The 21,378-nt window shown below is 61.3% G+C and carries 20 protein-coding genes; 11 read left to right on the top strand and 9 right to left on the bottom strand.

The window, feature by feature from the left end; genetic code table 11:
• The first annotated feature begins 93 nt into the window (after positions 1 to 93).
• Genes AO065_RS19725 through lipA form a run of 3 tightly spaced genes read left to right on the top strand, consistent with a single transcriptional unit; the run spans position 94 to position 2,025 of the window.
• The gene (locus AO065_RS19725; RefSeq protein WP_004885838.1) at positions 94 to 369 is read left to right on the top strand and encodes a DUF493 domain-containing protein; all 276 of its coding nucleotides are present in this window, start codon (positions 94 to 96) and stop codon (positions 367 to 369) included.
• Positions 369 to 1,025 (top strand): lipoyl(octanoyl) transferase LipB, encoded by a 657-nt coding sequence (lipB, locus tag AO065_RS19730; protein ID WP_004885835.1) that lies wholly within the window; start codon positions 369 to 371, stop codon positions 1,023 to 1,025. The genes AO065_RS19725 and lipB overlap by 1 nt, the downstream gene beginning before the upstream one ends.
• Positions 1,018 to 2,025 (top strand): lipoyl synthase, encoded by a 1,008-nt coding sequence (lipA, locus tag AO065_RS19735; protein WP_004885832.1) that lies wholly within the window; start codon positions 1,018 to 1,020, stop codon positions 2,023 to 2,025. Before lipB ends, lipA begins: the two co-directional genes overlap by 8 nt.
• A 174-nt stretch (positions 2,026 to 2,199) precedes the next feature.
• Here the strand turns inward: lipA and AO065_RS19740 are convergent, their stop codons facing one another.
• The 5 genes from AO065_RS19740 to AO065_RS19760 all read right to left on the bottom strand — a co-directional run bounded on the left by AO065_RS19740 (position 2,200) and on the right by AO065_RS19760 (position 6,902).
• Entirely contained in the window at positions 2,200 to 3,528 is a 1,329-nt protein-coding gene (locus tag AO065_RS19740) for a lytic murein transglycosylase (protein ID WP_004885829.1), read from the bottom strand.
• Between the two features lie 83 nt (positions 3,529 to 3,611).
• Positions 3,612 to 3,767, bottom strand: a complete 156-nt coding sequence (gene arfA / locus AO065_RS19745; RefSeq protein WP_004885826.1) for an alternative ribosome rescue factor ArfA — start codon at positions 3,765 to 3,767, stop codon at positions 3,612 to 3,614.
• Positions 3,768 to 3,877: 110 nt separating this feature from the next.
• A complete protein-coding gene (locus tag AO065_RS19750; protein WP_004885821.1) occupies positions 3,878 to 4,591 on the bottom strand; it encodes a cobalt-precorrin-6A reductase in 714 nt (237 codons plus the stop codon).
• Positions 4,588 to 5,700 (bottom strand): cobalt-precorrin-5B (C(1))-methyltransferase, encoded by a 1,113-nt coding sequence (locus AO065_RS19755; protein ID WP_004885815.1) that lies wholly within the window; start codon positions 5,698 to 5,700, stop codon positions 4,588 to 4,590. The genes AO065_RS19750 and AO065_RS19755 overlap by 4 nt, the downstream gene beginning before the upstream one ends.
• Entirely contained in the window at positions 5,700 to 6,902 is a 1,203-nt protein-coding gene (locus tag AO065_RS19760) for a bifunctional cobalt-precorrin-7 (C(5))-methyltransferase/cobalt-precorrin-6B (C(15))-methyltransferase (protein ID WP_004885812.1), read from the bottom strand. The genes AO065_RS19755 and AO065_RS19760 overlap by 1 nt, the downstream gene beginning before the upstream one ends.
• A 135-nt stretch (positions 6,903 to 7,037) precedes the next feature.
• Here AO065_RS19760 and cobG point away from each other — a divergent pair, with 135 nt between their 5' ends.
• The 8 genes from cobG to AO065_RS19800 all read left to right on the top strand — a co-directional run bounded on the left by cobG (position 7,038) and on the right by AO065_RS19800 (position 14,685).
• Positions 7,038 to 8,381, top strand: a complete 1,344-nt coding sequence (gene cobG, locus AO065_RS19765) for a precorrin-3B synthase (protein ID WP_004885808.1) — start codon at positions 7,038 to 7,040, stop codon at positions 8,379 to 8,381.
• A complete protein-coding gene (locus AO065_RS19770; protein ID WP_004885801.1) occupies positions 8,374 to 9,000 on the top strand; it encodes a precorrin-8X methylmutase in 627 nt (208 codons plus the stop codon). Before cobG ends, AO065_RS19770 begins: the two co-directional genes overlap by 8 nt.
• Positions 9,000 to 9,731: a precorrin-2 C(20)-methyltransferase gene (locus tag AO065_RS19775; protein ID WP_004885798.1), complete on the top strand. Its 732-nt coding sequence runs from the start codon at positions 9,000 to 9,002 to the stop codon at positions 9,729 to 9,731. The genes AO065_RS19770 and AO065_RS19775 overlap by 1 nt, the downstream gene beginning before the upstream one ends.
• On the top strand, positions 9,731 to 11,434 hold the full coding sequence (cobJ, locus tag AO065_RS19780; RefSeq protein WP_004885794.1) for a precorrin-3B C(17)-methyltransferase: 1,704 nt from the start codon (positions 9,731 to 9,733) through the stop codon (positions 11,432 to 11,434). The genes AO065_RS19775 and cobJ overlap by 1 nt, the downstream gene beginning before the upstream one ends.
• Positions 11,435 to 11,778: 344 nt before the next feature.
• Complete coding sequence (locus AO065_RS19785) at positions 11,779 to 12,609, top strand: hypothetical protein (RefSeq protein ID WP_004885790.1); 831 nt, start codon at positions 11,779 to 11,781, stop codon at positions 12,607 to 12,609.
• A gap of 152 nt (positions 12,610 to 12,761) precedes the next feature.
• Positions 12,762 to 13,397, top strand: coding sequence for a hypothetical protein (locus AO065_RS19790; RefSeq protein WP_134701581.1), 636 nt, complete (start codon positions 12,762 to 12,764; stop codon positions 13,395 to 13,397).
• Positions 13,381 to 14,016, top strand: a complete 636-nt coding sequence (locus AO065_RS19795) for a hypothetical protein (RefSeq protein WP_004885785.1) — start codon at positions 13,381 to 13,383, stop codon at positions 14,014 to 14,016. Before AO065_RS19790 ends, AO065_RS19795 begins: the two co-directional genes overlap by 17 nt.
• Before the next feature lie 33 nt (positions 14,017 to 14,049).
• Positions 14,050 to 14,685: a hypothetical protein gene (locus tag AO065_RS19800; RefSeq protein WP_004885782.1), complete on the top strand. Its 636-nt coding sequence runs from the start codon at positions 14,050 to 14,052 to the stop codon at positions 14,683 to 14,685.
• Positions 14,686 to 14,691: 6 nt separating this feature from the next.
• Here the strand turns inward: AO065_RS19800 and AO065_RS19805 are convergent, their stop codons facing one another.
• The 4 genes from AO065_RS19805 to purH all read right to left on the bottom strand — a co-directional run bounded on the left by AO065_RS19805 (position 14,692) and on the right by purH (position 21,340).
• Positions 14,692 to 15,288 carry a MarC family protein gene (locus tag AO065_RS19805; protein WP_004885780.1) on the bottom strand — a complete coding sequence of 199 codons (597 nt, stop codon included), beginning with the start codon at positions 15,286 to 15,288 and terminating at the stop codon, positions 14,692 to 14,694.
• Between the two features lie 72 nt (positions 15,289 to 15,360).
• A complete protein-coding gene (retS, locus tag AO065_RS19810) occupies positions 15,361 to 18,150 on the bottom strand; it encodes a hybrid sensor histidine kinase/response regulator RetS (RefSeq protein ID WP_032651962.1) in 2,790 nt (929 codons plus the stop codon).
• 88 nt (positions 18,151 to 18,238) lie between these two features.
• A complete protein-coding gene (gene purD, locus AO065_RS19815) occupies positions 18,239 to 19,534 on the bottom strand; it encodes a phosphoribosylamine--glycine ligase (RefSeq protein ID WP_004885777.1) in 1,296 nt (431 codons plus the stop codon).
• A 201-nt stretch (positions 19,535 to 19,735) separates the two neighbouring features.
• Positions 19,736 to 21,340: a bifunctional phosphoribosylaminoimidazolecarboxamide formyltransferase/IMP cyclohydrolase gene (purH, locus tag AO065_RS19820; protein WP_004885774.1), complete on the bottom strand. Its 1,605-nt coding sequence runs from the start codon at positions 21,338 to 21,340 to the stop codon at positions 19,736 to 19,738.
• Positions 21,341 to 21,378 lie beyond the last annotated feature (38 nt).

Genomic DNA, 21,378 nt, shown 5'->3' on the forward strand with positions numbered 1-21,378 from the left:
CTTATTAGTAATCAATGCCGACCTTCTCGCGGCCTGCTCATGATCTGAGCGGGCCGCGTGTCCGTCGTCACGGCTTGTGAGACCTTTACTGCCATGACCGATACCGACGTCAAGTCGCACAAAATCGAATTCCCCTGCGCTGACTACCCGATCAAGGTGATCGGCGACACCAGCGTCGGCTTCACCGATGCCGTGATCGAGGTCTTGAGCCGACACGCCAAGATCGACATCAAGACGCTCGCCGAGCGTCAGAGCAGCAACGGCAAGTACACCACCGTACAACTGCATATCGTCGCCACGGGCGAAGACCAGTTGCGCGATATCAATAGTGCTCTGCGCGCTACGGGTGTCGTGCACATGGTGCTCTGATGGGTGACGCTCTGGGCTTTCGTGATCTGGGTCTTATCGATTACGAAACCGCCTGGCACGCCATGCAGCGCTTCACCGATGGCCGCGGCAAAGACGCGGCGGACGAAGTCTGGCTGGTGCAGCATCCTCCTGTTTTTACCCAGGGACAGTCCGGCAAGGCGGAGCATTTGTTGTTGCCGGGCAATATTCCTGTCGTACAGGTCGATCGTGGCGGCCAAGTGACTTATCATGGCCCCGGTCAACTGGTGGCGTACCTGATGCTGGATGTCAGGCGCCTCGGTTTCGGCGTGCGCGATCTGGTCACCCGGATCGAAAACACGCTCATCGCCCTGCTGGACAGTTATGGGGTGACGGCAGCCGCCAAGGCGGATGCACCGGGCGTATACGTGAATGGCGCAAAGATCGCATCGCTGGGTTTGCGCATTCGCAACGGTTGCTCGTTTCATGGTCTGGCGCTGAACGTCGACATGGACCTTGAGCCGTTCCGCCGGATCAACCCCTGTGGCTACGCCGGGCTGGCAATGACCCAGCTGAGCGATCACGCAGAGCAGATAGAATTTTCCGAGGTAAGTGCCCGACTGCGCGCGCAGCTCGTCAGACACCTCGACTACGCTGAGCAGGCGACCCTAACGGGCGGAATAAACGAATATGACTGACACCGTGCAAACCCTGATCCCGGCGCTCGACGTATCCGAGCGTGTGGCCCGTCCGAAAGTCGAAGCCGGCGTCAAGCTGCGCGGCGCGGAGAAGGTTGCGCGCATTCCGGTGAAGATCATTCCAACGGTCGATCTGCCGAAAAAGCCTGACTGGATCCGTGTACGTATTCCGGTTTCCCCGGAAGTCGACCGCATCAAGCAACTGCTGCGCAAGCACAAGCTGCACAGCGTCTGCGAAGAGGCGTCCTGCCCGAACCTGGGCGAGTGCTTCTCCGGCGGCACCGCGACCTTCATGATCATGGGCGACATCTGCACTCGTCGCTGCCCGTTCTGCGACGTCGGCCATGGTCGTCCCAAGGCGCTGGATACCGATGAGCCGATGAACCTGGCCGTCGCGATTGCCGACTTGCGTTTGAAGTATGTCGTGATCACCTCGGTTGACCGTGATGACCTGCGTGACGGCGGTGCCCAGCACTTCGCCGACTGCATCCGCGAAATCCGCAAGCTTTCGCCGGGCGTACAGCTCGAAACGCTGGTACCGGACTACCGCGGTCGTATGGACGTGGCGCTGGAAATCACTGCCGCCGAGCCACCGGATGTGTTCAACCACAACCTGGAAACCGTGCCGCGCCTGTACAAGGCTGCGCGTCCGGGTTCGGACTACCAGTGGTCGCTGACCCTGCTGCAACGCTTCAAGCAGATGGTCCCGCACGTACCGACCAAGTCCGGCCTGATGCTGGGTCTGGGCGAGACCGACGAGGAAGTCATCGAAGTCATGCAGCGCATGCGCGAGCATGACATCGACATGCTGACCCTGGGTCAGTACCTGCAGCCTTCGCGTAACCACCTGCCGGTGCAGCGCTTCGTTCACCCGGACGTGTTCGCCTGGTTTGCCGAAGAAGGCTACAAGATGGGCTTCAAGAACGTCGCATCGGGCCCGCTGGTTCGTTCTTCGTACCACGCCGATGAGCAGGCCAAGATCGCCAAGGCGATGCTCTGACGTTACGCCGCAAGACAAAAAGGGCCAGGTAGTGATACCTGGCCTTTTTTTATCTCTGGATTATTGCGCTGGCCTGCGATCCCGGACGCGGAGCGTCCTGAGAGGCATTCCCACGCGCAGCATGGGAACGATCAGATTGTGATGTTGATCGTGCCCACACTCTGCGTCACCTTCTCAAGGCTTGCGCAGGTTGTTCAGCAGTTCATGCGTCGGGTAGCCATCGGCGGGCCAGCCGAATGATTGTTGTGCGCTGCGGATGGCCTTGCGCGTATTGGCGCCGATGATGCCGTCTGGCGCGCCTGCGTCATATTGACGGGCAGAGAGCAGGGTTTGCAGCTCGATGCGCTCAGAGCGGCTCAGCGGCACGTCTCCGCGTGGCCAACTGCCCACGACATAGCCTGCGCCCTTGAATCGATCGGAAAGCAGACTGATCGCCAGCGCGTAGGACGTCGAGTTGTTGTACTTGAGGATCGCGCGGAAGTTATCCAGCACCAGGAACGCCGGGCCGCGATAACCGGCTGGCAACAGCAGCGCTGCCTGTTGCTGACTGGCCGCGACCGGAATCGCTGAACCGTCTGGCTGTTTCAGACCCAGTTGCTGCCATTCGGCCAGGCTTTTGCGAGTCGTCGAGTCGGCCAGTGCATAGTCGAAACCTGAACTCAGAACGACCTCAAAGCCCCACGGCTGACCGCGCTGCCAGCCGGAGCTTTGCAGGTAATGCGCAGTGGAGGCGAGGGCATCGGCTGGCGTGTTCCAGATGTCGCGGCGGCCGTCGCCATCGAAGTCAACGGCGTGGGTGTTGTAGGTCGTCGGAATGAACTGGGTCTGGCCCATCGCGCCAGCCCAGGAGCCCAGCATTCTGTCTGGCGTGATGTCGCCATGCTGAAGGATTTCCAGTGCGGCGAGCAATTGGCTCTGCGCAAAGCCCGGACGGCGGCCTTCGTAGGCCAGCGTTGCCAGCGAGCGGATGACCGACTGCGAACCCTGGAACTGTCCGAAGTTACTCTCCATGCCCCACACCGCGACCAGCGCCTGACGGTCCACGCCGTACTGCTGTTCGATCTTCTGCAGATCATCAGCGTATTGCGAGAGCAGTGCCTGACCTTTACGCACACGAGCGGCGGAAATCGCACCGTCCAGATATTCCCACACCGGGCGGCTGAACTCGGGCTGGCTGCGATCGGCCTTGACGACACTCATGTCCGGCGTGACCCCGGCAAAAGCCTGATCGAAGACGTCGGCGCGGATCCCGGCTTTCAGGGCCTGAGCGCGAAAACCTGCCTGCCATTCGGCGAAGCTGACGGCGGGCTGAATGGTCAGCGAGTCATCGACAACCAGTGCGGGTGTTGGCGCAACGGCCGGAGCGGCGGTCTGGGCTTTGGCGGCTTGGAGAGGCGTGGCATCGGCTGCAGTGGGTTTTTCTGCGCAAGCTACCAATGCGATAAGGCTGGAGGCGGCGATGAGTTGGCGCAACTGCGGGCGATGGGTAAAACAAGAAGGCATGCTTGAGTCCAAGGGTATTACCGTTAGGTGCAGACCATAACACGGCCAAGCATCCAAAAGCGCCCCGGAGATGTTGCTTGATATCAGGCCGCTATAACGGAAGAAGCCTCCCAGCTTTTAGACTGGAAGGCTTCGCGGCGGTAGCTGCCTTTGCCCTTGGCGGGTTGTTCCTGTCGGCTGCGGAACAATGGTTGGGCGATGATGGATTTGGCCTTGTTCGGCCGTTTTGGCTTGCTCATGGCAGGGTGCTCCTTGGGAAGGGTGTTGCGATGTGCCGGGAATGATCGGACAGGGTAGGGCGTGTGTCCAATAGAAGTCTGCTATAGCCGAATTGGCGCAGCCCCCGTCATTACACGAGCGCTTGCAACACCTCGTCCACACTCCACAGCACCCGATCCGCTGCTGGCAATTCGGGCCGTTTCAGGATCAGCACCGGCACGCCGCGTTCGCGCGCGATGTCGAGCTTGGGCTCGGTGGAGCCGCTGCCGCTGTTCTTGCTGATCAGTACGTCGATGCGGCGTTGCTCGAACAGCTGTCGTTCGTCCTCCAGATGGAAGGGGCCGCGCGCGCCGATGACGTCGCAGCGTTCGTTGCCGGGGTAGCTGTCCAGTGCGCGAAGGGTCCAGAACTGATGCTCGGGGATTTCCTCCAGATGCTGCAGCGGCTCGCGACCCAGGGTGAAGAAGGGGCGCTCGAACGGCGCCAGCGCCGCGACCAGTTCCGGCCAGTCAGTCACTTCCCGCCAGTCATCGCCGGGGCCTGCTGTCCAGGCGGTGCGGCGCAAGGCCCAGCAGGGAATGCCTGCGCTTTTCGCCGCGAGCGCAGCGTTGTGGCTGATTTGTGCTGCGTAAGGGTGTGTGGCGTCCAGCAAAAGGTCGACGTTCTGCTCGCGAATGTACTGCGCCATGCCTTCGGCGCCGCCATAACCACCGACTTTCAGTTGGCACTTCAGATCGGTCGGCACCCGGCCGACGCCCGCCAGACTGTAAATATGCTCTGGCCCCAGCGTTCGGGCGATGGCCAGGGCTTCGGTGATGCCACCCAACAACAGAATGCGTTTCATACGGTTTCTCCACGTGACGCAACGCCCGCCTGCCCGACGATCCCGCCCTGGCGGTCAATGGCAAACACCTCGACCTGCACGCTGGCGGGCACCATGCTGCGGGCGAAATTCAGGGCGTGCTGGCAGACGGCGTCACCCAGCGGCACACCGACCGCAGCACTCATCGCCAGGGCCTGTTGACTGGTGTTGGCGTCGCGTATCTGCTGTTGCAACGCAGCATCGGCCCCGATATCGGCCGCCCAAAGTGCAAGCTGTGGCAGGTCGATGCTGGAATGACGGCTGTGCAGGTCCATGTGCCCGGCGGCGAGTTTGCTGATCTTGCCGAAGCCGCCGCACAGGCTGAGTCGGGTGACAGGCACCTTGCGCAGATGCTTGAGTACTGCGCCGACGAAGTCGCCCATTTCGATCAGGGCGATGTCTGGAATGTTGTAGACCCGGCGCATGGTGTCTTCGCTGGCGTTGCCGGTGCAGGCGGCGATGTGCACGTAGCCGTTGGTGAATGCGACATCGATGCCTTGATGAATCGAGGCGATATAGGCCGCGCAGGAAAATGGCCGGACAATGCCGCTGGTGCCCAGAATCGACAACCCGCCGAGAATCCCCAGGCGCGGGTTCATGGTTTTGAGCGCCAGTGCTTCACCACCCTCGACCCCGATCGTGACCTCGAATCCCCCTTCATAGCTCAGCGATTCGGCCAGATGCATCAGATGCTCGGTCATCATGCGACGTGGCACAGGATTGATGGCGGGCTCACCAACGCCCAGCACCAGACCGGGGCGGGTTACCGTGCCCACGCCTGCTCCCGCGATGAAGCGCACGCCGGGCTCGGATTCGAGCCTGACACGGGCGAAGACCAGCGCACCGTGGGTCACGTCGGGATCGTCGCCTGCATCCTTCAGCGTGCCCGCTTCGGCGTAATCATCCACACAGCGGCAGAATTCCAGACGCATCTGCACCTGTTTGCCCTTGGGCAGCACGATCTCCACCGCATCGTTCACCTGCCCGCTGAGCAGCAACCTGGCCGCAGCGAGGCTGGTCGCGGTCGCGCAGCTCCCCGTGGTCAGGCCGCTGCGCAGCGGGGCGGGTTGTTCGGCGGTCTCGTCACGCATCAGGGCTTGACCACATCCAGCAGGGTGATCGGCAGGGCCTGACGCCAGGTGTCGAACTCGCCCAACGGCTGCGCGTGGGCGACGTGGATGCGGGTCAGTTCGCCGCCGTAACGCTCGCGCCAGGCCATCAGTGCTGTTTCGCTTTGCAGCGTGACCGCATTGGCGACCAGCCTGCCACCAGAACGCAACTGCTCCCAGCAGGCGTCCAGCACGCCAGTACGGGTCACGCCTCCGCCGATGAAGATTGCGTCCGGCCGTTCAAGACCGCTCAGGGCCTGAGGTGCCGTGCCGCGCACCAGCTGCAGGCCAGGCACGCCGAGTGCATCGCGATTGAATTCGATCAGTTGCTGGCGTCCTTCGTCAGCCTCGATGGCCAGCGTGCGACAGGTCGGGTGGGCACGCATCCACTCGATGCCGATGGAGCCGCAACCGGCACCGACATCCCACAGCAACTCGCCCGGCACCGGGGCCAGGCGGGCCAGTGTGATTGCCCTGACGTCACGCTTGGTCAACTGGCCGTCATGCTCGAACGCGCTGTCCGGCAAGCCTGCCAGCGTCGTCAGGCGTGTGGCATTGGCATCGGCGCGGCAGTCGATGGCGACTAGATTCAACGCCGCAATGTCAGGGTTGCCCCATTCGCCGGCCAGTCCGTCGACACGTCGTTCGGCGTCGCCGCCCAGGTGCTCCAGCACGGTCATGTAACTGGGGCCGAAACCGCGCTCACGCAACAGCCCGGCAATGATCGCCGGACTGCTGCCGTCGTTGCTCAGTACCAGCAGGCGCACGCCGTGATGAATATGGGCATTGAGCGCGGCGACCGGACGGGCAACCACCGACAGCGTGACGACCTCCTGCAACGGCCAGCCCAGCCGCGCTGCGGCCAGTGAATAGGAAGAGGGGGCTGGCAGGACGCGCATCTCATCGATGGCGACGACACGACTCAGGCTGGCGCCAACGCCGAACAGCATCGGATCACCGCTGGCCAGCACGCAGACTTCGGCGCCGCGCTGTTCCAGAACGGTATTGAGCGAAAAAGGACTCGGCCATGTACGACGTTCCGCGCGGATGCAAGGCGGCAGCAAGGCCAGCTGGCGCGGCCCGCCGAACACCTGATCGGCGTGCAGCAGAGCATGCCGGGCGTTCCTGCCCAGGCCTTTGTAACCGTCTTCTCCGATTCCCACGACTGTCAGCCAAGGCGACATGCACACCCCTCAATCCGAACTTCCGACAGAGCGCCTTTTCATGCCTGCGGACAAAGCAGGCATAATACCGCGCCCGACGGGGTACAAGTGCTCTAATCCACGTACGGCTCCAGCCGGTTCCTGCCAGGTGATCCCTTGAACGAGCAGAAGTACGCTCGCACATCCAGCGCAACGCTACGCCCCTCGGCCTGTCCGGGGTTGCTGCGTATCGTCCCGGCGCTGGACGGTGGCATCTGCCGGATCAAACTGCCCGGCGGGGTGCTGCTGGCCGCGCAGGCGCAGGCTGTGGCTCACGCGGCGCGGACTTATGCACAGGGCGTGATCGAAGCCACCAACCGCTCCAACCTGCAGATTCGCGGCGTAGGCGATGACCACGATGGGCTGATCCGTGTCCTGATGGACGCAGGTCTCGGCCCGGACAATCCCGACAGCGACGATGTGCGCAACCTGATGCTCAGCCCGGTGGCCGGCCTGGATGCGCAGAGCCTGTTCGATGCCCGGCCGCTGGCAGCGCAGATTCTCGCGGCGCTGGAAACGCATCCGCGCTTCCACGAGCTGTCGCCCAAGTTCGCGATTTCGCTGGACGCTGGCGAAGCGCTGGTGATGCTGGAGCATCCTCATGACCTGTGGCTTTCGGCGCTGAAGCATGGCGACCAGATGATGCTGGCGTTCGGTCTGGCAGGCTGTCCGGCTCGTGACAAGCCTTTGGGCGCGGTGCCTCTGGTCTACGGACAGGCACTGGTCGTGGGGTTGCTGGAGCTGTTTCTCGATCTGGCGCGCCCGGAGCACACCCGCATGCGCCATCTGCTGGCCGAGGTATCGACCGACGAAATCCTCAGCCGGCTTTCAGCGCGCTTGAACGTCGCCTTGCGCGTCGAGCCCGGGATTACAGATTGGCAACGTCCTGCCATCCAGCCAGATCGCCATATCGGGATTTATCCACAGGCCGATGCAGGCTTGGTCGCGGTGGGCGCTGCCGTACCGCTGGGACGTCTGGATGCCGGGATGCTCTCGGCTGTCGCGCAACTGGCCACGGAGCAGGGCGACGGCTCTTTGCGCCTGGCGCCCTGGCAAAGCCTGATGCTGCCCAACGTTCCGGTCGAACGAGGACCGGATGTGCTCAATGCGTTGCAGGCTGCCGGCCTGATCGGCTCGGTCGAGGAGCCGCTGGCGCACATTGCTGCCTGCACCGGTTCTGCCGGGTGTGCCAAAGGACTGGCCGACACCAAGTCTGACGCCCGATTGCTGGCCGCCAGCTTGCATGAAAGCCAGGCGGTGCACCTCACGGGTTGCCGACGTTCCTGCGCGGCGGCGCATGTGGCGCCCGTGACCCTGCTGGCCGTCTCGCCCGGCCGCTATGACCTTTATTTTCGCGACGCAGCCCATGCCGGTTTCGGTGTGCTGCGCGCGCGTGACCTCACTATTGAAGCAGTCGGTGCGTTGTTGAACGCCGACTCACGGAGCAACATGCATGATTGATTACATCCGCGATGGTCAGGAGATTTATCGCAACTCCTTCTCGATCATTCGCGCTGAAGCGCGCCTGGACACGATCCCTGCCGACCTGGAAAAACTCGCCGTGCGCGTGATCCACGCCTGCGGAATGGTCGAAGTCATCGAAGACCTGCGCTTCTCGCCGGGTGCAGGCAAGGCCGGGCGTGATGCGCTGGCGGCGGGCGCACCGATCCTGTGTGATGCGCGCATGGTGTCCGAGGGCATCACCCGCACGCGTCTGCCGGCCAATAACGAAATCATCTGCACGCTGCACGACGAAGGCGTACGCGAGATGGCGCTGGAATTGGGCAACACCCGTTCCGCCGTGGCGCTGGAACTGTGGCGTCCGCACCTGGAAGGCAGTGTGGTGGTGATCGGCAACGCGCCGACGGCGCTGTTCTATCTGCTGGAAATGCTCGATGCCGGTGCGCCCAAGCCTGCGCTGATCCTCGGTTTCCCGGTTGGCTTCGTCGGCGCCGCCGAATCCAAGGCCATGCTCGCCGCTGACAGCCGTGGCGTGCCGTTCGTGATCATGCAGGGCCGTCGTGGCGGCAGCGCCATGGCTGTGGCCGCCGTCAACGCACTGGCCACGGAGATCGAATGATGCAGGCACGCGGTCGATTGATTGGCCTGGGTGTCGGCCCCGGCGACCCGGAACTGATTACCGTGAAGGCGCTACGCCTGCTGCGAGAGTCGCCGGTGGTCGCGTATTTCGTGGCCAAGGGCAAGAAAGGCAACGCGTTCGGCATTATTGAGGCGCACCTTCAGGAGGTGCAGACGCTGATGCCGCTGGTCTACCCGGTCACCACCGAAGCGCTGCCTGCGCCGTTGTCGTACGAAAAAGTCATCAGTGATTTCTATGACGAGTCGAGCCAACAGGTCGCCGCGCATCTGGATGCCGGCCGGGACGTGGCGGTGATCTGCGAAGGCGACCCGTTCTTCTACGGCTCCTACATGTACCTGCACGACCGTCTGGCCGAGCGTTACGAAGCTGAGGTGATTCCGGGCGTCTGCTCGATGCTGGGCGGCGCTTCGGTGCTGGGTGCGCCACTGGTGTATCGCAATCAGAGCCTGTCGGTGCTGTCTGGCGTGCTCTCCCATGAAGACCTGAAACGCAAGCTCGCCGATGCCGACGCGGCGGTGATCATGAAGCTGGGTCGCAACTTCCATAAGGTGCGAGAAGTGCTGACCGAACTGGGCATGCACGAACGTGCGCTTTACGTCGAGCGGGCCACCATGGCCAATCAGAAGATCGTGCCGCTGGATCAGGTCGACCCGATGTCCTCGCCCTATTTCTCGTTGATCATTGTTCCCGGCGACAGGTGGCAAGGCTGATGACGCACAACATTCCCGCCATCGTCATTCTCGGCAACGGCAGCCTTGCGACCGCACGGCGTATCCAGCGTCTGTATCCCGATGCAGTGATTCACGGTCTGGCTGAACGAGTACAGGGCGCTGATAGCACCTACACCGAATTCGGCGCCACCGTGCGTCAGCTCTATCAGCAGAACACCCCGATCATTGCGCTGTGCGCGGCGGGCATCGTGATACGCACCCTGGCCTCGCTGTTGCTGGAGAAGGGCGTCGAGCCGCCGGTGCTGGCCGTGGCTGAAGATGGCAGCGCGGTGGTGCCGCTGCTCGGCGGGCTGGGCGGCGTCAACGTCATGGCCCGCACAATTGCCGCAGGCCTTGCGGTCAATCCGGCGATCACCACCAGTGGTGAACTGCGATTCGGCACGTGTCTGCTCAATCCGCCGAGTGGCTATGCGCTGGGCGATCTGGAGCTGGGCAAGCGCTTCGTGTCCGATCTGCTGTCCGGCGAGCAGGTACGTATCGAAGGTGACGCGCCCTGGCTGGCTCAGGCGCAACTGCCTGAAGATCCGCAGGCAGAACTGTCGATCCACATTGGCTCCGGTCTGCGTGAACCGTCGGCCAACGAACTGCTGATCTATCCGCGCAACGTGCTGGTGGCGGTGGACGATTGCTCGCCTGAACTGACGTCTCGGGTTCGTCAGGCCCTGCGTGATGCCCGCATTGCCGAACAGTCTCTGGCCTGCCTGCTGGCGGGTGAGCACCACATGGCCAATGCGCTGCTGCATCAGGCTGCCGCAGAGCTGGACGTGCCGGTGCGTTTTGCCGCTGCGGGCTCGCCCAATGAGATGGCGATGAGTGCGGTCCCGCAATTACTGCCACCTGTGAGCAGTTCGGGCCTGGCTATCTCGGTCGCGGCTCAGCCGCTGGACGTGAGCCTCATCGGTCGTGGCCGTGGGCGTCTTGCTGTGATCGGCCTGGGGCCGGGCGCGGCAGACCTGATGGTGCCCGCAGTCAAGGCCGAACTGGCGCGGGCCAATGACGTACTGGGTTACGAAACCTACGTGCGCATGGCCGGGCCGTTTCGCGCGGATCAGGTGTTGCACTGCACCGATAATCGCGAGGAGATGATGCGGGCACGCCATGCGTTCGAGCTGGCAGCACAAGGTCGCTCTGTGGTGGTGGTGTCGTCGGGCGATCCCGGTGTGTTCGCCATGGCCTCGGCCGTACTCGAAGCGCTGCACGAGTCGGACAATCCGCAGTGGCACGCCGTCGAACTGGAAATCCTGCCCGGCGTCTCGGCCTCGCTGGCAACCGCCGCTCAGGCCGGTGCGCCGCTGGGGCATGACTTCTGCGTGCTCTCGCTTTCGGACAACCTCAAGCCGTGGGACGTTATCGAAAAGCGTCTGGACCTCGCCTGTCAGGCTGATCTGGCGCTGGCGTTCTACAACCCGATTTCCCGCTCGCGGCCCTGGCAACTGGGCCGGGCACTGGAGATCGTGCGTCAGCACCGCACGCCAGAGACGCCGGTCACACTGGGCCGTGACATTGGCCGTCCGGGTCAGACCCTGCGGATCATCACGCTGGGCGAGTTGACGCCGGAGCAGGTGGACATGCGCACGATGGTGCTGATCGGCTCGTCTCTGACCTGTACCTTTCCTCGCAATGAGGGCGGTCTGTGGGTCTACACGCCACGCTGGTATGGCGCCAAACCTGAGAAGTTATGAAACTGACGGTCGGCGTTCTTCCAAACGGAGGTGGGAAAACGCCGAAGCTCATTCACACGTGCGCGGTGATCTCGACAGGTTTTTGAGTTCTGGCCTGAATGAATTTATTCCGTTAGAGCGGCGGGCGCTGTAGCCGGTTTCCCTCGGCTTCTTATGAAAGTTCGTGAACCCCCATGTCTTCTGGGGAGTGATCAACTTCGCTGATATTCAAATTTTCCTTTATCGGGCTGGACGCTTGCGCCTATGTGCGGGCGTTGCAAAGTAGGCCATGGAAACGTTCCAGACTGGTTTGGTTATTCTCGATTGCGTCCACAAGGACTTTCATGAATTAAAGGACTAATGAAATGAAGCACGAAGCAACCATGAATAACATCGATCAAATGGACTACGCAGGTCTGGCAAATTACGAGCTGGCTGACGCCTCGCGTTCGCTTGCCGAACAGGTTGACGCGCAGGCTGCGCTCCCGACGGCCGCAAGCCTGTTGTCGGATCCTCAGGAAAGTGGAGAGGGTGCAGGTGCGGCTGTAGCAGGCGGCACGCTTATCGCGTTCGCCGAGGGTGTATCGCGTCAGAATAAAGACGACGTGATGAACTCCCTGCTCTACGCCACCCTGGCTGCCAACGTCAAATACAATCCCGAATCCCAGAGTGACCAGTGGTACGGTCTGTTCAATACGGTACTTTCCAAGCTGGGTTGGCTTTCGACCAAGTGGAGCTATGCTCGTTATCGCGCTACCCAGCAACGTTTCACCATGGATGAAGTCGGTCTGGAGATTCTGGGCTCGGCGATTGCTGCCGCAACACTGCCAGGGCCTGCATCGCTCGCCATGTTGAAGGTGGCCAAGGATGCGGTCACCGCCCTGAGCGCCAGGAAAGAGCCACTGCGTCTTTTCGAGCGCCAGACCAAAACCCATCGTGGCGGTAACTTCCGGATCGCTGCCTGCGCCGAGTCTGCCGATGGCGATGTCAGCCTGGCCATGGGTGCGGTTGCCTTCAGCAGCAACATCAATGTGACCAATGTGATGTTCTGGGAATGGCAGAATTCGGATGTCGAGACTTACAAGGGTGAAAACAGCCTGGTGTTCAATACTCGCGTCTATGCCAGCGTTCGCGATGTGGTTCAGAAGAAGCTTGATGAAAACGCCAGGAATGCATTGGAAGAGTTTGATATCTGATTCTTTGCCTGCGGAAGCCCTGTGCTTCCGCAACTTTTCAGAAGGAACTGAGAATGGAACAGGTATTTAAAGGATGTGTGGTCAACGCGGGCAGTCTGTTGTTCTTTCCCGAAGCGCTGGAGGCTGACCGGCAGAACGATATCCTGAATTCAATGTTGTACCTGCAATTGGCAGCCTCTAAAAAACACGAACGATTCAGTGATTTCGAGAGCTGGAAGGATTTATGGCTCGCAGCTGCTCTGCGTTTTGGCTGGGCGCTGAAAGCGAGTGAGCACGTAAGCGAGCCACTGGCGGCGGGAGCGCCGAATACGGTCTGGAGCCTTGCCGCGCAAGGCTTGTCCGTATCCGTTCCGGGCTCGGCACTGACCTCGACTGAAACGTTCATGCGACTGGCAAGCGCGCAACCTGCTGCACAGGCAGCGATAAAGCTGCTGGCAAGTCAGGCCCTGCGCGTCGAGGACTTCCTGGCGGACAGCAACGATCAGTCAGGCAAAGCCAGGGAAGGGAAGAGCACCTTCGCATTTCAATTGGGGTTCATCGCTGCTGATCGCACCCTTGATATGGCGCTGGTGCATTTCCAGACTCGCCAGGCGCTTACGGATGGATTTTTGTTCGAGCAGATCGATCCCGGACAGATCGTTGGAAATATTGAGGTGAGCGCTTATTCCATGAGTCTGATGGAGCAGGTCTATGCACCGTTTCGCGACGTGTTCCATAGCGCCCGGCAGAAGCAGGATCCCGTGCTGGTCATGTCGATCGAGGAGGTGAGCCATGTCGCTCAGCCATGACAGCGTTTTGTGTGGAAACAACCTGGTGTCGTTCGGGGAAGGTTTCAGCGCTGACCTGCGGCAGGACATTCTCGACTGCCTGCTCCATGCGCAGTTTCGCGCCGATGACGAGACGTCGGTGCAACGCAACTGGAGGGGATGGTTGGAGGCTTACCGGGGGGCCGTGGATGATGCCGGAGCGCAACGTACCGCAATCATCGCTGATTCGATGTTCATGATTCGCCGCCTTCGCGACTTGCGGCATGAACCGTTTCTGAATGGATTCCCTTCTGCCGAGCTTCGTGAGCTGTTCGGTCACTCATTCGATACGCTCATGAACAGCGGACAAGCCAAGGCTTTCTTCAATTCATGGTTCAGTTCAGGGCGCTCCGAAAGCATTCAGGTGGTGCCCTGTGTCATGAGTGGCGAGGGTAAGGCCTCTATCATGCTGTGCGGCCTGCAAATGACCACGATGGCGTTCAGAAAAGGTTTTTTCCCGTGGCAGGTACTCAGTGGCGAGATGAGGGTTGATTGTGCCGGAGCGGCGTACCTGTTCAGCCGCGAGCTGTTTGATCCTGCACGCTTACGTATTCAGGATGAATTGGCCCGTCGTGCCAGGGAGGCGGTCATCCAGCTATAGCCCGGAGCACATCCCACGGAGGGGAATATCACAATGAGTGCGGACAAAAACAACGCTGTCTATCTGGGCAACATACCGAGTCTGGTGACGTTTCTGCCGGGTCTGTCTGTCCAGGAACGTCATGATCTTCAGGATGTACTGCTGGATGCCCAGCTGTTCGCCGGAGCGCATCTGGACTTCGAGAAGCAGTGGAGCAGCTGGATGCACTACTACCGCAGCAGGCTCAACGTTCGTGGCTTACATGCCCGGAGTCTGGTCGTGGATGATTCGCTGCTGGTCAGCAGTGTGGCGGACTTGAGAAACGCGACATTTGCCATCAAGGGCGTGGGTGATCATCAGTTGCTCGGGGATCTTGTCCGCCGTTCATTCGAGGCGGCGGGCATCTATCAGGCAGCAGGTGCCTATTTTAAGTCGGGCTCTGGAAGATCACGCCTTGGCAGCTTTCAGATCGTACCCTGCGCGAAGACAGGTAACGGTCAGATCCTGATGCTGCTCTGTGGTCTGCAGCTGGTGGCGGACACTTATTCGGCTGGTGGGCGCAGGCTGGTGTTCTTTTTCAAAGGTGGAAGTTACACCTTCGATAGCCGGACCTATATGGCGCATCGCGAGGATGTCATCCGTTATCTGGCTGGAAGAAGCAAAAGTCTGATTCGTTCGGTTCAGATCTGAACCAGCTCACGGCACCAGATAGCCCCGGACGCCGGTAAAGATAATCTGCGCGGCCAGCGCACAGACGAAAAGCCCCATCAGCCGACTGACGATCTGCAGGCCCTGATCGCCGAGGATCCGCTCGATACGGTTGGAGAGGTGAAGCACCACACCGACTGTGAGACTGGCCAGCGCAATGCTCAGAATGGCGGTGAGCTTGTCATCCCAGTGTGGCTGGCTCACGCCCATGACCAGCAGGGCGCCGATGGTGCCAGGGCCGACGGTGATCGGGATGGTCAGCGGAACGATAGTCACGTCCTGCTGGATGTTGTCGGTCTGGACTGCGGACTTGCCCTGAGCCATGCCCAGCGCCGAGATGAATAGCACGCTGCCGGCGCCGATACGGAACGCATCGACCGTGATCCCGAACACATCGAAAATCACCCGCCCGAACAGGTACAGCAGGACGCTTGAAACCAGCGTTGCCAGCGCTACTTTCCAGGCCAGGCGCTTCTGTTCCTTGCGCGAGTGGCCTCGGGTCAGGCTGATGAAGCAGGACAGGACGAAGAATGGGCTGTAAAGCACCAGCATCTTCAGGTAAACGCTGGACAACACATGGAGCATGGCGTGGGCTCTTGGCGGCAGAGGGCGGGCGAGAGCAGTCTATCAGGCAGCGCGCTGCCTGACCTGACGTTGTCAGTTCTGCTGGTAGAGTTCGCCAGCCGATGTGAGGCCGCGAACCTTGTCGCGTTGCGCCACCCAGTGCTCGACCAGCTCACGCAGCTGAGACAGTTCGATCGGCTTGGCCATGTGGCCGTCCATACCAGCCTGACGTGCACGATCCTTGTGTTCGGTAAGGATGTGCGCGGTCAGGGCTACTACCGGCGTGCGTACGCGCTGGTTGCCGACTTCCCAAGCGCGTAACTGCTCGGTGGCCGAGAAGCCGTCGAGGATCGGCATTTCGCAGTCCATCAGCACCAGGTCGTAGCGCTGCGCTTTCATGGCGCGGAGGGCTTCCTCGCCATTGCTGGCCGTGTCGGGGTGCAGGTTGAGCTTGCCCAGCATGCCGCGGATCACCTTGGTCGAGATGTTGTTGTCCTCTGCCACCAGAATGCGGAAGTCACTGGGCACACGAACCGGCATGTTCAGCACCGGTGCCGGATTGATCGGTGTGACGCCCTTGTTCAACTGGGTCAATTCGTCGGCCAGTGTGGTCTTGAGCGTGTAGCCCGCCACAGGCTTGGCCAGAATGCGTTTGATGCCCGCGTTACGGGCGATGATCTTGCTCGGCGCATTGCTGATGCCGGTCAGCATGATCAGCAGAATGTCGTGGTTGAGGCTTGGGTCTTCCTTGATCTTGGCCGACAGTTGCATGCCGGTCATGCCGGGCATGTTCTGATCCAGCAGCACTACGTCGAAATAATCCCGCAGGTGCGCCTTGGTGCGCAGCAGGGCCAGCGCTTCCTTGCCGGAGGCCACGGCACTCACGTTCAGGCCCCAGGCGCTGCATTGCTGCACCAGCACCTTGCGGCAGGTGTCATTGTCGTCGACCACCAGCACGCGGGCATCCTTCAGCGGGCTGTCCAGATCGATGGTGGGCTGTTCCAGCAGCTTGGCGTCCAGCGGCAGCGTCAGCCACAGGGTATTGCCCGGCGTGCCGCTGTTCTGGATGCCGAATTCGCCATCCATCAGCACGATCAGTTGCCGCGCAATCACCAGCCCGAGGTGGCCGCCCAGCTTGCTGCTGGCCAGGAAATTCTTGCTGTGCAGTTCCGCATGCAGCAGTGCATCGCGTTCTTCATCCGACAGCGATTCGCCAGTGTCCTGCACGGAGATGCGCAGGCGCGGCGTGCCGGATTTCGCGGTATCCAGCGCGACGGCCAGCAGGATTTCGCCTTCTTCGGTTTTCTTGAGTGCGTTTTCCAGCAGGCTCAACAGTGTCTGGCGCAGTCGGGTCGGGTCACCGCCGATTACGCGAGGCACCTGGGGCTGAATCAGGCTGATGAGTTCGACCTGCTGTTGCTCGGCCTTGGCGCGGAAGATGTTCAGACAGTCTTCGACCAGCGCGCTGATGTCGAACTGCACGTCGTCCAGTTCGATCTGCCCCGATTCAAGCTTGGTGATGTCGAGAATTTCGTTGATCAGCGTGAGCAGTTCGTTGCCTGCGCTGTGAATGGTCTGCACGTAATCGCGTTGCTTGACCGACAACGGTGTGCCCAGCAGCAGTTCGGTCATGCCTAGCACGCCATTCATCGGAGTGCGGATCTCATGACTGATCTTGGCCAGGAATTCGGCCTTGGCGTTGATTTCGGCCGTGCTGGCGGCCTGATCGCGGCTGATGCTGAATCGGTCTTCGGTGATGCTGCGCTGGCGCTCGCTGAGGGCGATGCTCATCAACAGCCCGCTGATGCAGAACACGCACAGCAGGGCGAGGATCAGCCACTGTGGCGGCACCAGACTCAGCCACAGCAGGCCGGGCAGCACGATCATGTAGCCGATGTTGAAGGTGATCATGCCCAGCACGAACAGACGCGCCGAGCGGTAGCCTTTCTGCCAGTGCCATACCGAGACCGCGAGGATGCTCAGCGTGGTCAGGGAAACCAGCACGAAGGTCAGGATGTTGATGGGCAGGTCGTCGTCGAGCATCACAAGCAGCGCACCGATGCCCATGAGCACGGCATTGCCCAGCAGCAGACGATCCAGCACTTTCACGTTGCGATGCACAAAGAAGCAGTAGGTGTAGATCAATCCGGCAATGGCGGCCATCAGCAAGGCGAGATGGGCGCCGGGAGTCTGTGCAATGTTCCAGGACTCGAGCGGGCTGAGCAGGTTGAGCAGCAGCAGGGCGCTCAGTGCAAGCAAGGCCTCACAGGCCGCCAGCCACAGATTGCTGCGCGAGCGGGAGTGTCCGTAGCGGGTCAGGTTCTGAACAATGAGCATGGCCAGTGCACCGAACAGCAGGCCGAACAGAAACGGCTCGGTTTCGTCGGCCGCGCTTTCGATGGCGGGCTCCAGCGTGATGCTGGGGCGCATTTGCTGGGTTGAAACCAGCCTGAGGTAGATGTCCAGCGGGACGCTGCTCTGCGGTACGGTCAGCAGAAAGTCGTTGGATGGCAGTCGCTGATCCTGCCTGGGCACTTCATTGCCTGTGCGCATGTAATCGACCAGACGATCTCCGTCCATGACGTACATGTCGGCGGTGGCAAGGTCAGGTGCGAAGATGCGCAGCAGTTGCTCGTGCTGGGTCGGATGCTGTCGATAGTGCAGCCAGACAGCGCTGTGTCTGCCCGCTGCAGTGACGCGTTCGAGTTCGACAGGGCTGAACTGATTCTGATAGCGCGCCGAACGGATTTCCTCCAGGTCCAGGCTTGCCTTTTCGTCGAGCAACGTTGACCAGCCCGATCCATGTTCGGCTTGAGCCGAGAGCATGAAGAGCAAGGTCATCAACCCGACGGTTGAGGCTATGGCAATCCTGAGCCAGCGCACAATGAAATCCCTTCGTGAGTGAATATCTGGTAAAACTGCGCAGCGCCGGGAACACCGGCCAGCCTCCGAAAAAGGCTGGCCTGGTCTTTTATTCCTGGCTCTCACCACGCTCACGGGCAATGGCCCGGTAGCCAATGTCCTTGCGATAGAAGCAACCTTCCCAATCAATTTTTGCCGCCAGGGCATAGGCGTTCTGCTGAGCGTTGCCCACGCTGTCGCCCAGGGCTGTCGCACACAGTACACGACCACCGCTGGTCACGACACGGCCATCCTGCAGAGCCGTGCCCGCGTGAAAAACCTTGCCATTGAGTTTAGCGGCTTCATCCAGCCCGTTGATGAAATCGCCCTTGGCGTAGTCGGCAGGGTAGCCGCCTGCTGCCAGAACGATCCCCAGGCTCGGACGTGGATCCCATTGCGCTTCGATCTTGTCCAGCGCCTGTGCCAGGGCGGCCTCGACCAGCAGGACCAGACTCGATTGCAGTCGCAGCATGACCGGCTGGGTTTCCGGGTCGCCGAAACGGCAGTTGAATTCGATCACTTTGGGATTGCCAGCCTTGTCGATCATCAGACCAGCATAGAGGAAGCCCGTGTAAACGTTGCCTTCCTCTGCCATGCCCCGGACGGTCGGCCAGATAACCAGGTCCATGACCCGCTGATGAACCTCGGCGGTCACCACCGGGGCAGGGGAGTAGGCACCCATGCCGCCGGTGTTCGGGCCGCTGTCGCCATCGCCGACACGCTTGTGATCCTGACTGGTGGCCATGGGCAGAACGTTCTTGCCGTCGACCATGACGATGAAGCTGGCTTCCTCGCCATCGAGGAACTCTTCAATTACGACGCGCGAGCCTGCGTCGCCAAAGGCATTGCCGGCCAGCATGTCGCGTACGGCGTCTTCGGCTTCGGTCAGGGTCATTGCAACGATGACGCCCTTGCCGGCCGCCAGGCCGTCGGCCTTGATGACGATCGGTGCGCCTTTTTCGCGCAGGTAGGCCAGCGCCGGCTCGATTTCGGTGAAGTTCTGGTAATCGGCGGTCGGGATCTTGTGGCGTGCCAGGAAATCCTTGGTGAATGCCTTGGAACCTTCAAGCTGGGCTGCACCGGCGGTTGGACCGAAGCAATCCAGACCGCGGCTGCGGAACAGGTCCACGACACCAGCCACCAGCGGCACTTCTGGACCGACGATGGTCAGCGACACGTTCTTCTCGGCGAAGTCAGCCAGTTGCTCCAGCGCCAGCACGTCGATCGCCACGTTTTCGCACTTGGCCTCGATGGCCGTGCCTGCGTTGCCCGGTGCAACGAACACTTTTTCTACGCGTGGATCCTGCGCGACTTTCCATGCCAGGGCGTGTTCACGACCGCCACTGCCGATAATCAAAACATTCATGTCAAAAACCTCGATGACGCTGATTCTGGGAGGTAGCGCGGCAGTTCATCGTCAGATGACCCCGCGGTACGAGGTCGCAATGACGTAGGTGTATGCAAGGCGGATGGGGCTTCGCTGAGCGGAGTTGCCTCCTGGCAATGAGCATCAGCGGAGCCCCATCCAACGCAGCAGACGCCTGCGGCAGTGCGGCCGTTTCCTGAGTTAGTGGCGGAAGTGGCGCATACCGGTGAAAACCATCGCAATACCGGCTTCGTCTGCCGCGGCGATGACTTCATTGTCGCGCATCGAACCACCCGGCTGGATGACGGCGGTGATACCGACCTTGGCCGCATTGTCGATGCCGTCACGGAACGGGAAGAATGCGTCAGAAGCCATGACCGCGCCCTGAACCTGCAAACCGGCGTGCTCGGCCTTGATGGCGGCGATGCGCGCCGAGTTCACGCGGCTCATCTGGCCTGCGCCGACGCCGATGGTCTGGCGGTTCTTGGCGTAGACAATGGCGTTGGACTTCACATACTTGGCGACTTTCCAGGCGAAGATCAGGTCGTGGATTTCCTGCTCGGTCGGAGCGCGCTTGGTAACGACCTTGAGGTCGTCGGCCGTGATCATGCCGATGTCACGGCTCTGCACCAGCAGACCGCCGTTGACGCGCTTGTAGTCCCACGCAGGGGTGCGCTCGCTCCACTGGCCGCAGGTCAGCAGGCGCACATTGGCTTTGCTGGCCACGATGGCCTGCGCTTCGGCGCTGACGCTCGGGGCAATGATCACTTCGACGAACTGACGCTCGACGATGGCTTTGGCCGTCTCGGCATCCAGCTCACGGTTGAACGCAATGATGCCGCCAAAGGCCGACTCGGTGTCAGTCGCGTAGGCCAGCTCGTAGGCCTGACGGATACCGCCTTCCTCGTCCGGGCAGACCGAGACGCCGCACGGGTTGGCGTGCTTGACGATCACACAGGCAGGTTTGACGAAGCTCTTCACGCATTCCAGCGCGGCATCGGTGTCGGCCACGTTGTTGAACGATAGCTCCTTGCCTTGCAGCTGGGTGGCGGTCGCGATGCCGACTTCGGCAGGTTTGGCTTCAACGTAGAACGCCGCGCTCTGGTGCGGGTTCTCGCCGTAGCGCATTTCCTGTGCCTTGACGAACTGGGTGTTGAAGGTGCGGGGGAACTGGCTGCGGCCTTCGGTGCTCAGGGTCTGTGCCGTCTGATCGACGCTGCCCAGGTAGTTGGCGATCATGCCGTCGTAGGCGGCGGTGTGTTCGAACGCCTTGAGCATCAGGTCGAAACGCTGGGCATAGGTCAGGCCGCCGGCCTTGAGGCTTTCCAGCACCTGGCCGTAGTCGCTCGCGTTGACGACGATGGCGACGTCCTTGTGGTTCTTGGCGGCGGAACGGACCATGGTCGGGCCACCGATGTCGATGTTTTCAATCGCGGTCGGCAGGTCGCAGCCCGGCTTGGAGACGGTGGCTTCGAACGGATAGAGATTGACGGCAACCAGGTCGATCGGATTGATACCGTGCTCGTTCATGATTGCATCGTCGATGCCGCGACGACCCAGGATGCCGCCGTGGATCTTGGGGTGCAGGGTCTTGACCCGGCCATCCATCATTTCGGCGAAGCCTGTGTAGTCGGCCACTTCCACTGCCGCAACGCCATTGTCCCTGAGCAGCTTGAACGTGCCGCCAGTGGACAGAATCTCGACGCCCAGCGCTTCAAGCTCGCGGGCGAATTCGAGGATTCCGGTCTTGTCGGATACGCTGATCAAAGCGCGGCGGATCGGCAGGCGGGTAGTCTGGTCGGTCATCTCGATTTCCATCAAAAGCAAAAGAAGTCAGCAAAAAA

It is taken from the genome of Pseudomonas viridiflava (assembly GCF_001642795.1).
In the GTDB taxonomy this organism is placed as follows: Bacteria; Pseudomonadota; Gammaproteobacteria; order Pseudomonadales; family Pseudomonadaceae; genus Aquipseudomonas; species Aquipseudomonas viridiflava.

What these genes read in the sequence shown, in the direction of transcription:
- lipB (WP_004885835.1), top strand. Translation starts at nt 369, where the DNA reads ATGGGTGACGCTCTGGGCTTTCGTGATCTGGGTCTTATCGATTACGAA.
- AO065_RS19755 (WP_004885815.1), bottom strand. Translation starts at nt 5,700, where the DNA reads ATGCGTGACGAGACCGCCGAACAACCCGCCCCGCTGCGCAGCGGCCTG.
- AO065_RS19775 (WP_004885798.1), top strand. Translation starts at nt 9,000, where the DNA reads ATGCAGGCACGCGGTCGATTGATTGGCCTGGGTGTCGGCCCCGGCGAC.
- AO065_RS19790 (WP_134701581.1), top strand. Translation starts at nt 12,762, where the DNA reads ATGTTGTACCTGCAATTGGCAGCCTCTAAAAAACACGAACGATTCAGT.
- AO065_RS19760 (WP_004885812.1), bottom strand. Translation starts at nt 6,902, where the DNA reads ATGTCGCCTTGGCTGACAGTCGTGGGAATCGGAGAAGACGGTTACAAA.
- AO065_RS19725 (WP_004885838.1), top strand. Translation starts at nt 94, where the DNA reads ATGACCGATACCGACGTCAAGTCGCACAAAATCGAATTCCCCTGCGCT.
- cobJ (WP_004885794.1), top strand. Translation starts at nt 9,731, where the DNA reads ATGACGCACAACATTCCCGCCATCGTCATTCTCGGCAACGGCAGCCTT.
- AO065_RS19800 (WP_004885782.1), top strand. Translation starts at nt 14,050, where the DNA reads ATGAGTGCGGACAAAAACAACGCTGTCTATCTGGGCAACATACCGAGT.
- purD (WP_004885777.1), bottom strand. Translation starts at nt 19,534, where the DNA reads ATGAATGTTTTGATTATCGGCAGTGGCGGTCGTGAACACGCCCTGGCA.
- arfA (WP_004885826.1), bottom strand. Translation starts at nt 3,767, where the DNA reads ATGAGCAAGCCAAAACGGCCGAACAAGGCCAAATCCATCATCGCCCAA.
- purH (WP_004885774.1), bottom strand. Translation starts at nt 21,340, where the DNA reads ATGACCGACCAGACTACCCGCCTGCCGATCCGCCGCGCTTTGATCAGC.
- AO065_RS19740 (WP_004885829.1), bottom strand. Translation starts at nt 3,528, where the DNA reads ATGCCTTCTTGTTTTACCCATCGCCCGCAGTTGCGCCAACTCATCGCC.
- AO065_RS19785 (WP_004885790.1), top strand. Translation starts at nt 11,779, where the DNA reads ATGAAGCACGAAGCAACCATGAATAACATCGATCAAATGGACTACGCA.
- AO065_RS19805 (WP_004885780.1), bottom strand. Translation starts at nt 15,288, where the DNA reads ATGCTCCATGTGTTGTCCAGCGTTTACCTGAAGATGCTGGTGCTTTAC.
- AO065_RS19750 (WP_004885821.1), bottom strand. Translation starts at nt 4,591, where the DNA reads ATGAAACGCATTCTGTTGTTGGGTGGCATCACCGAAGCCCTGGCCATC.
- AO065_RS19770 (WP_004885801.1), top strand. Translation starts at nt 8,374, where the DNA reads ATGATTGATTACATCCGCGATGGTCAGGAGATTTATCGCAACTCCTTC.
- AO065_RS19795 (WP_004885785.1), top strand. Translation starts at nt 13,381, where the DNA reads ATGTCGCTCAGCCATGACAGCGTTTTGTGTGGAAACAACCTGGTGTCG.
- lipA (WP_004885832.1), top strand. Translation starts at nt 1,018, where the DNA reads ATGACTGACACCGTGCAAACCCTGATCCCGGCGCTCGACGTATCCGAG.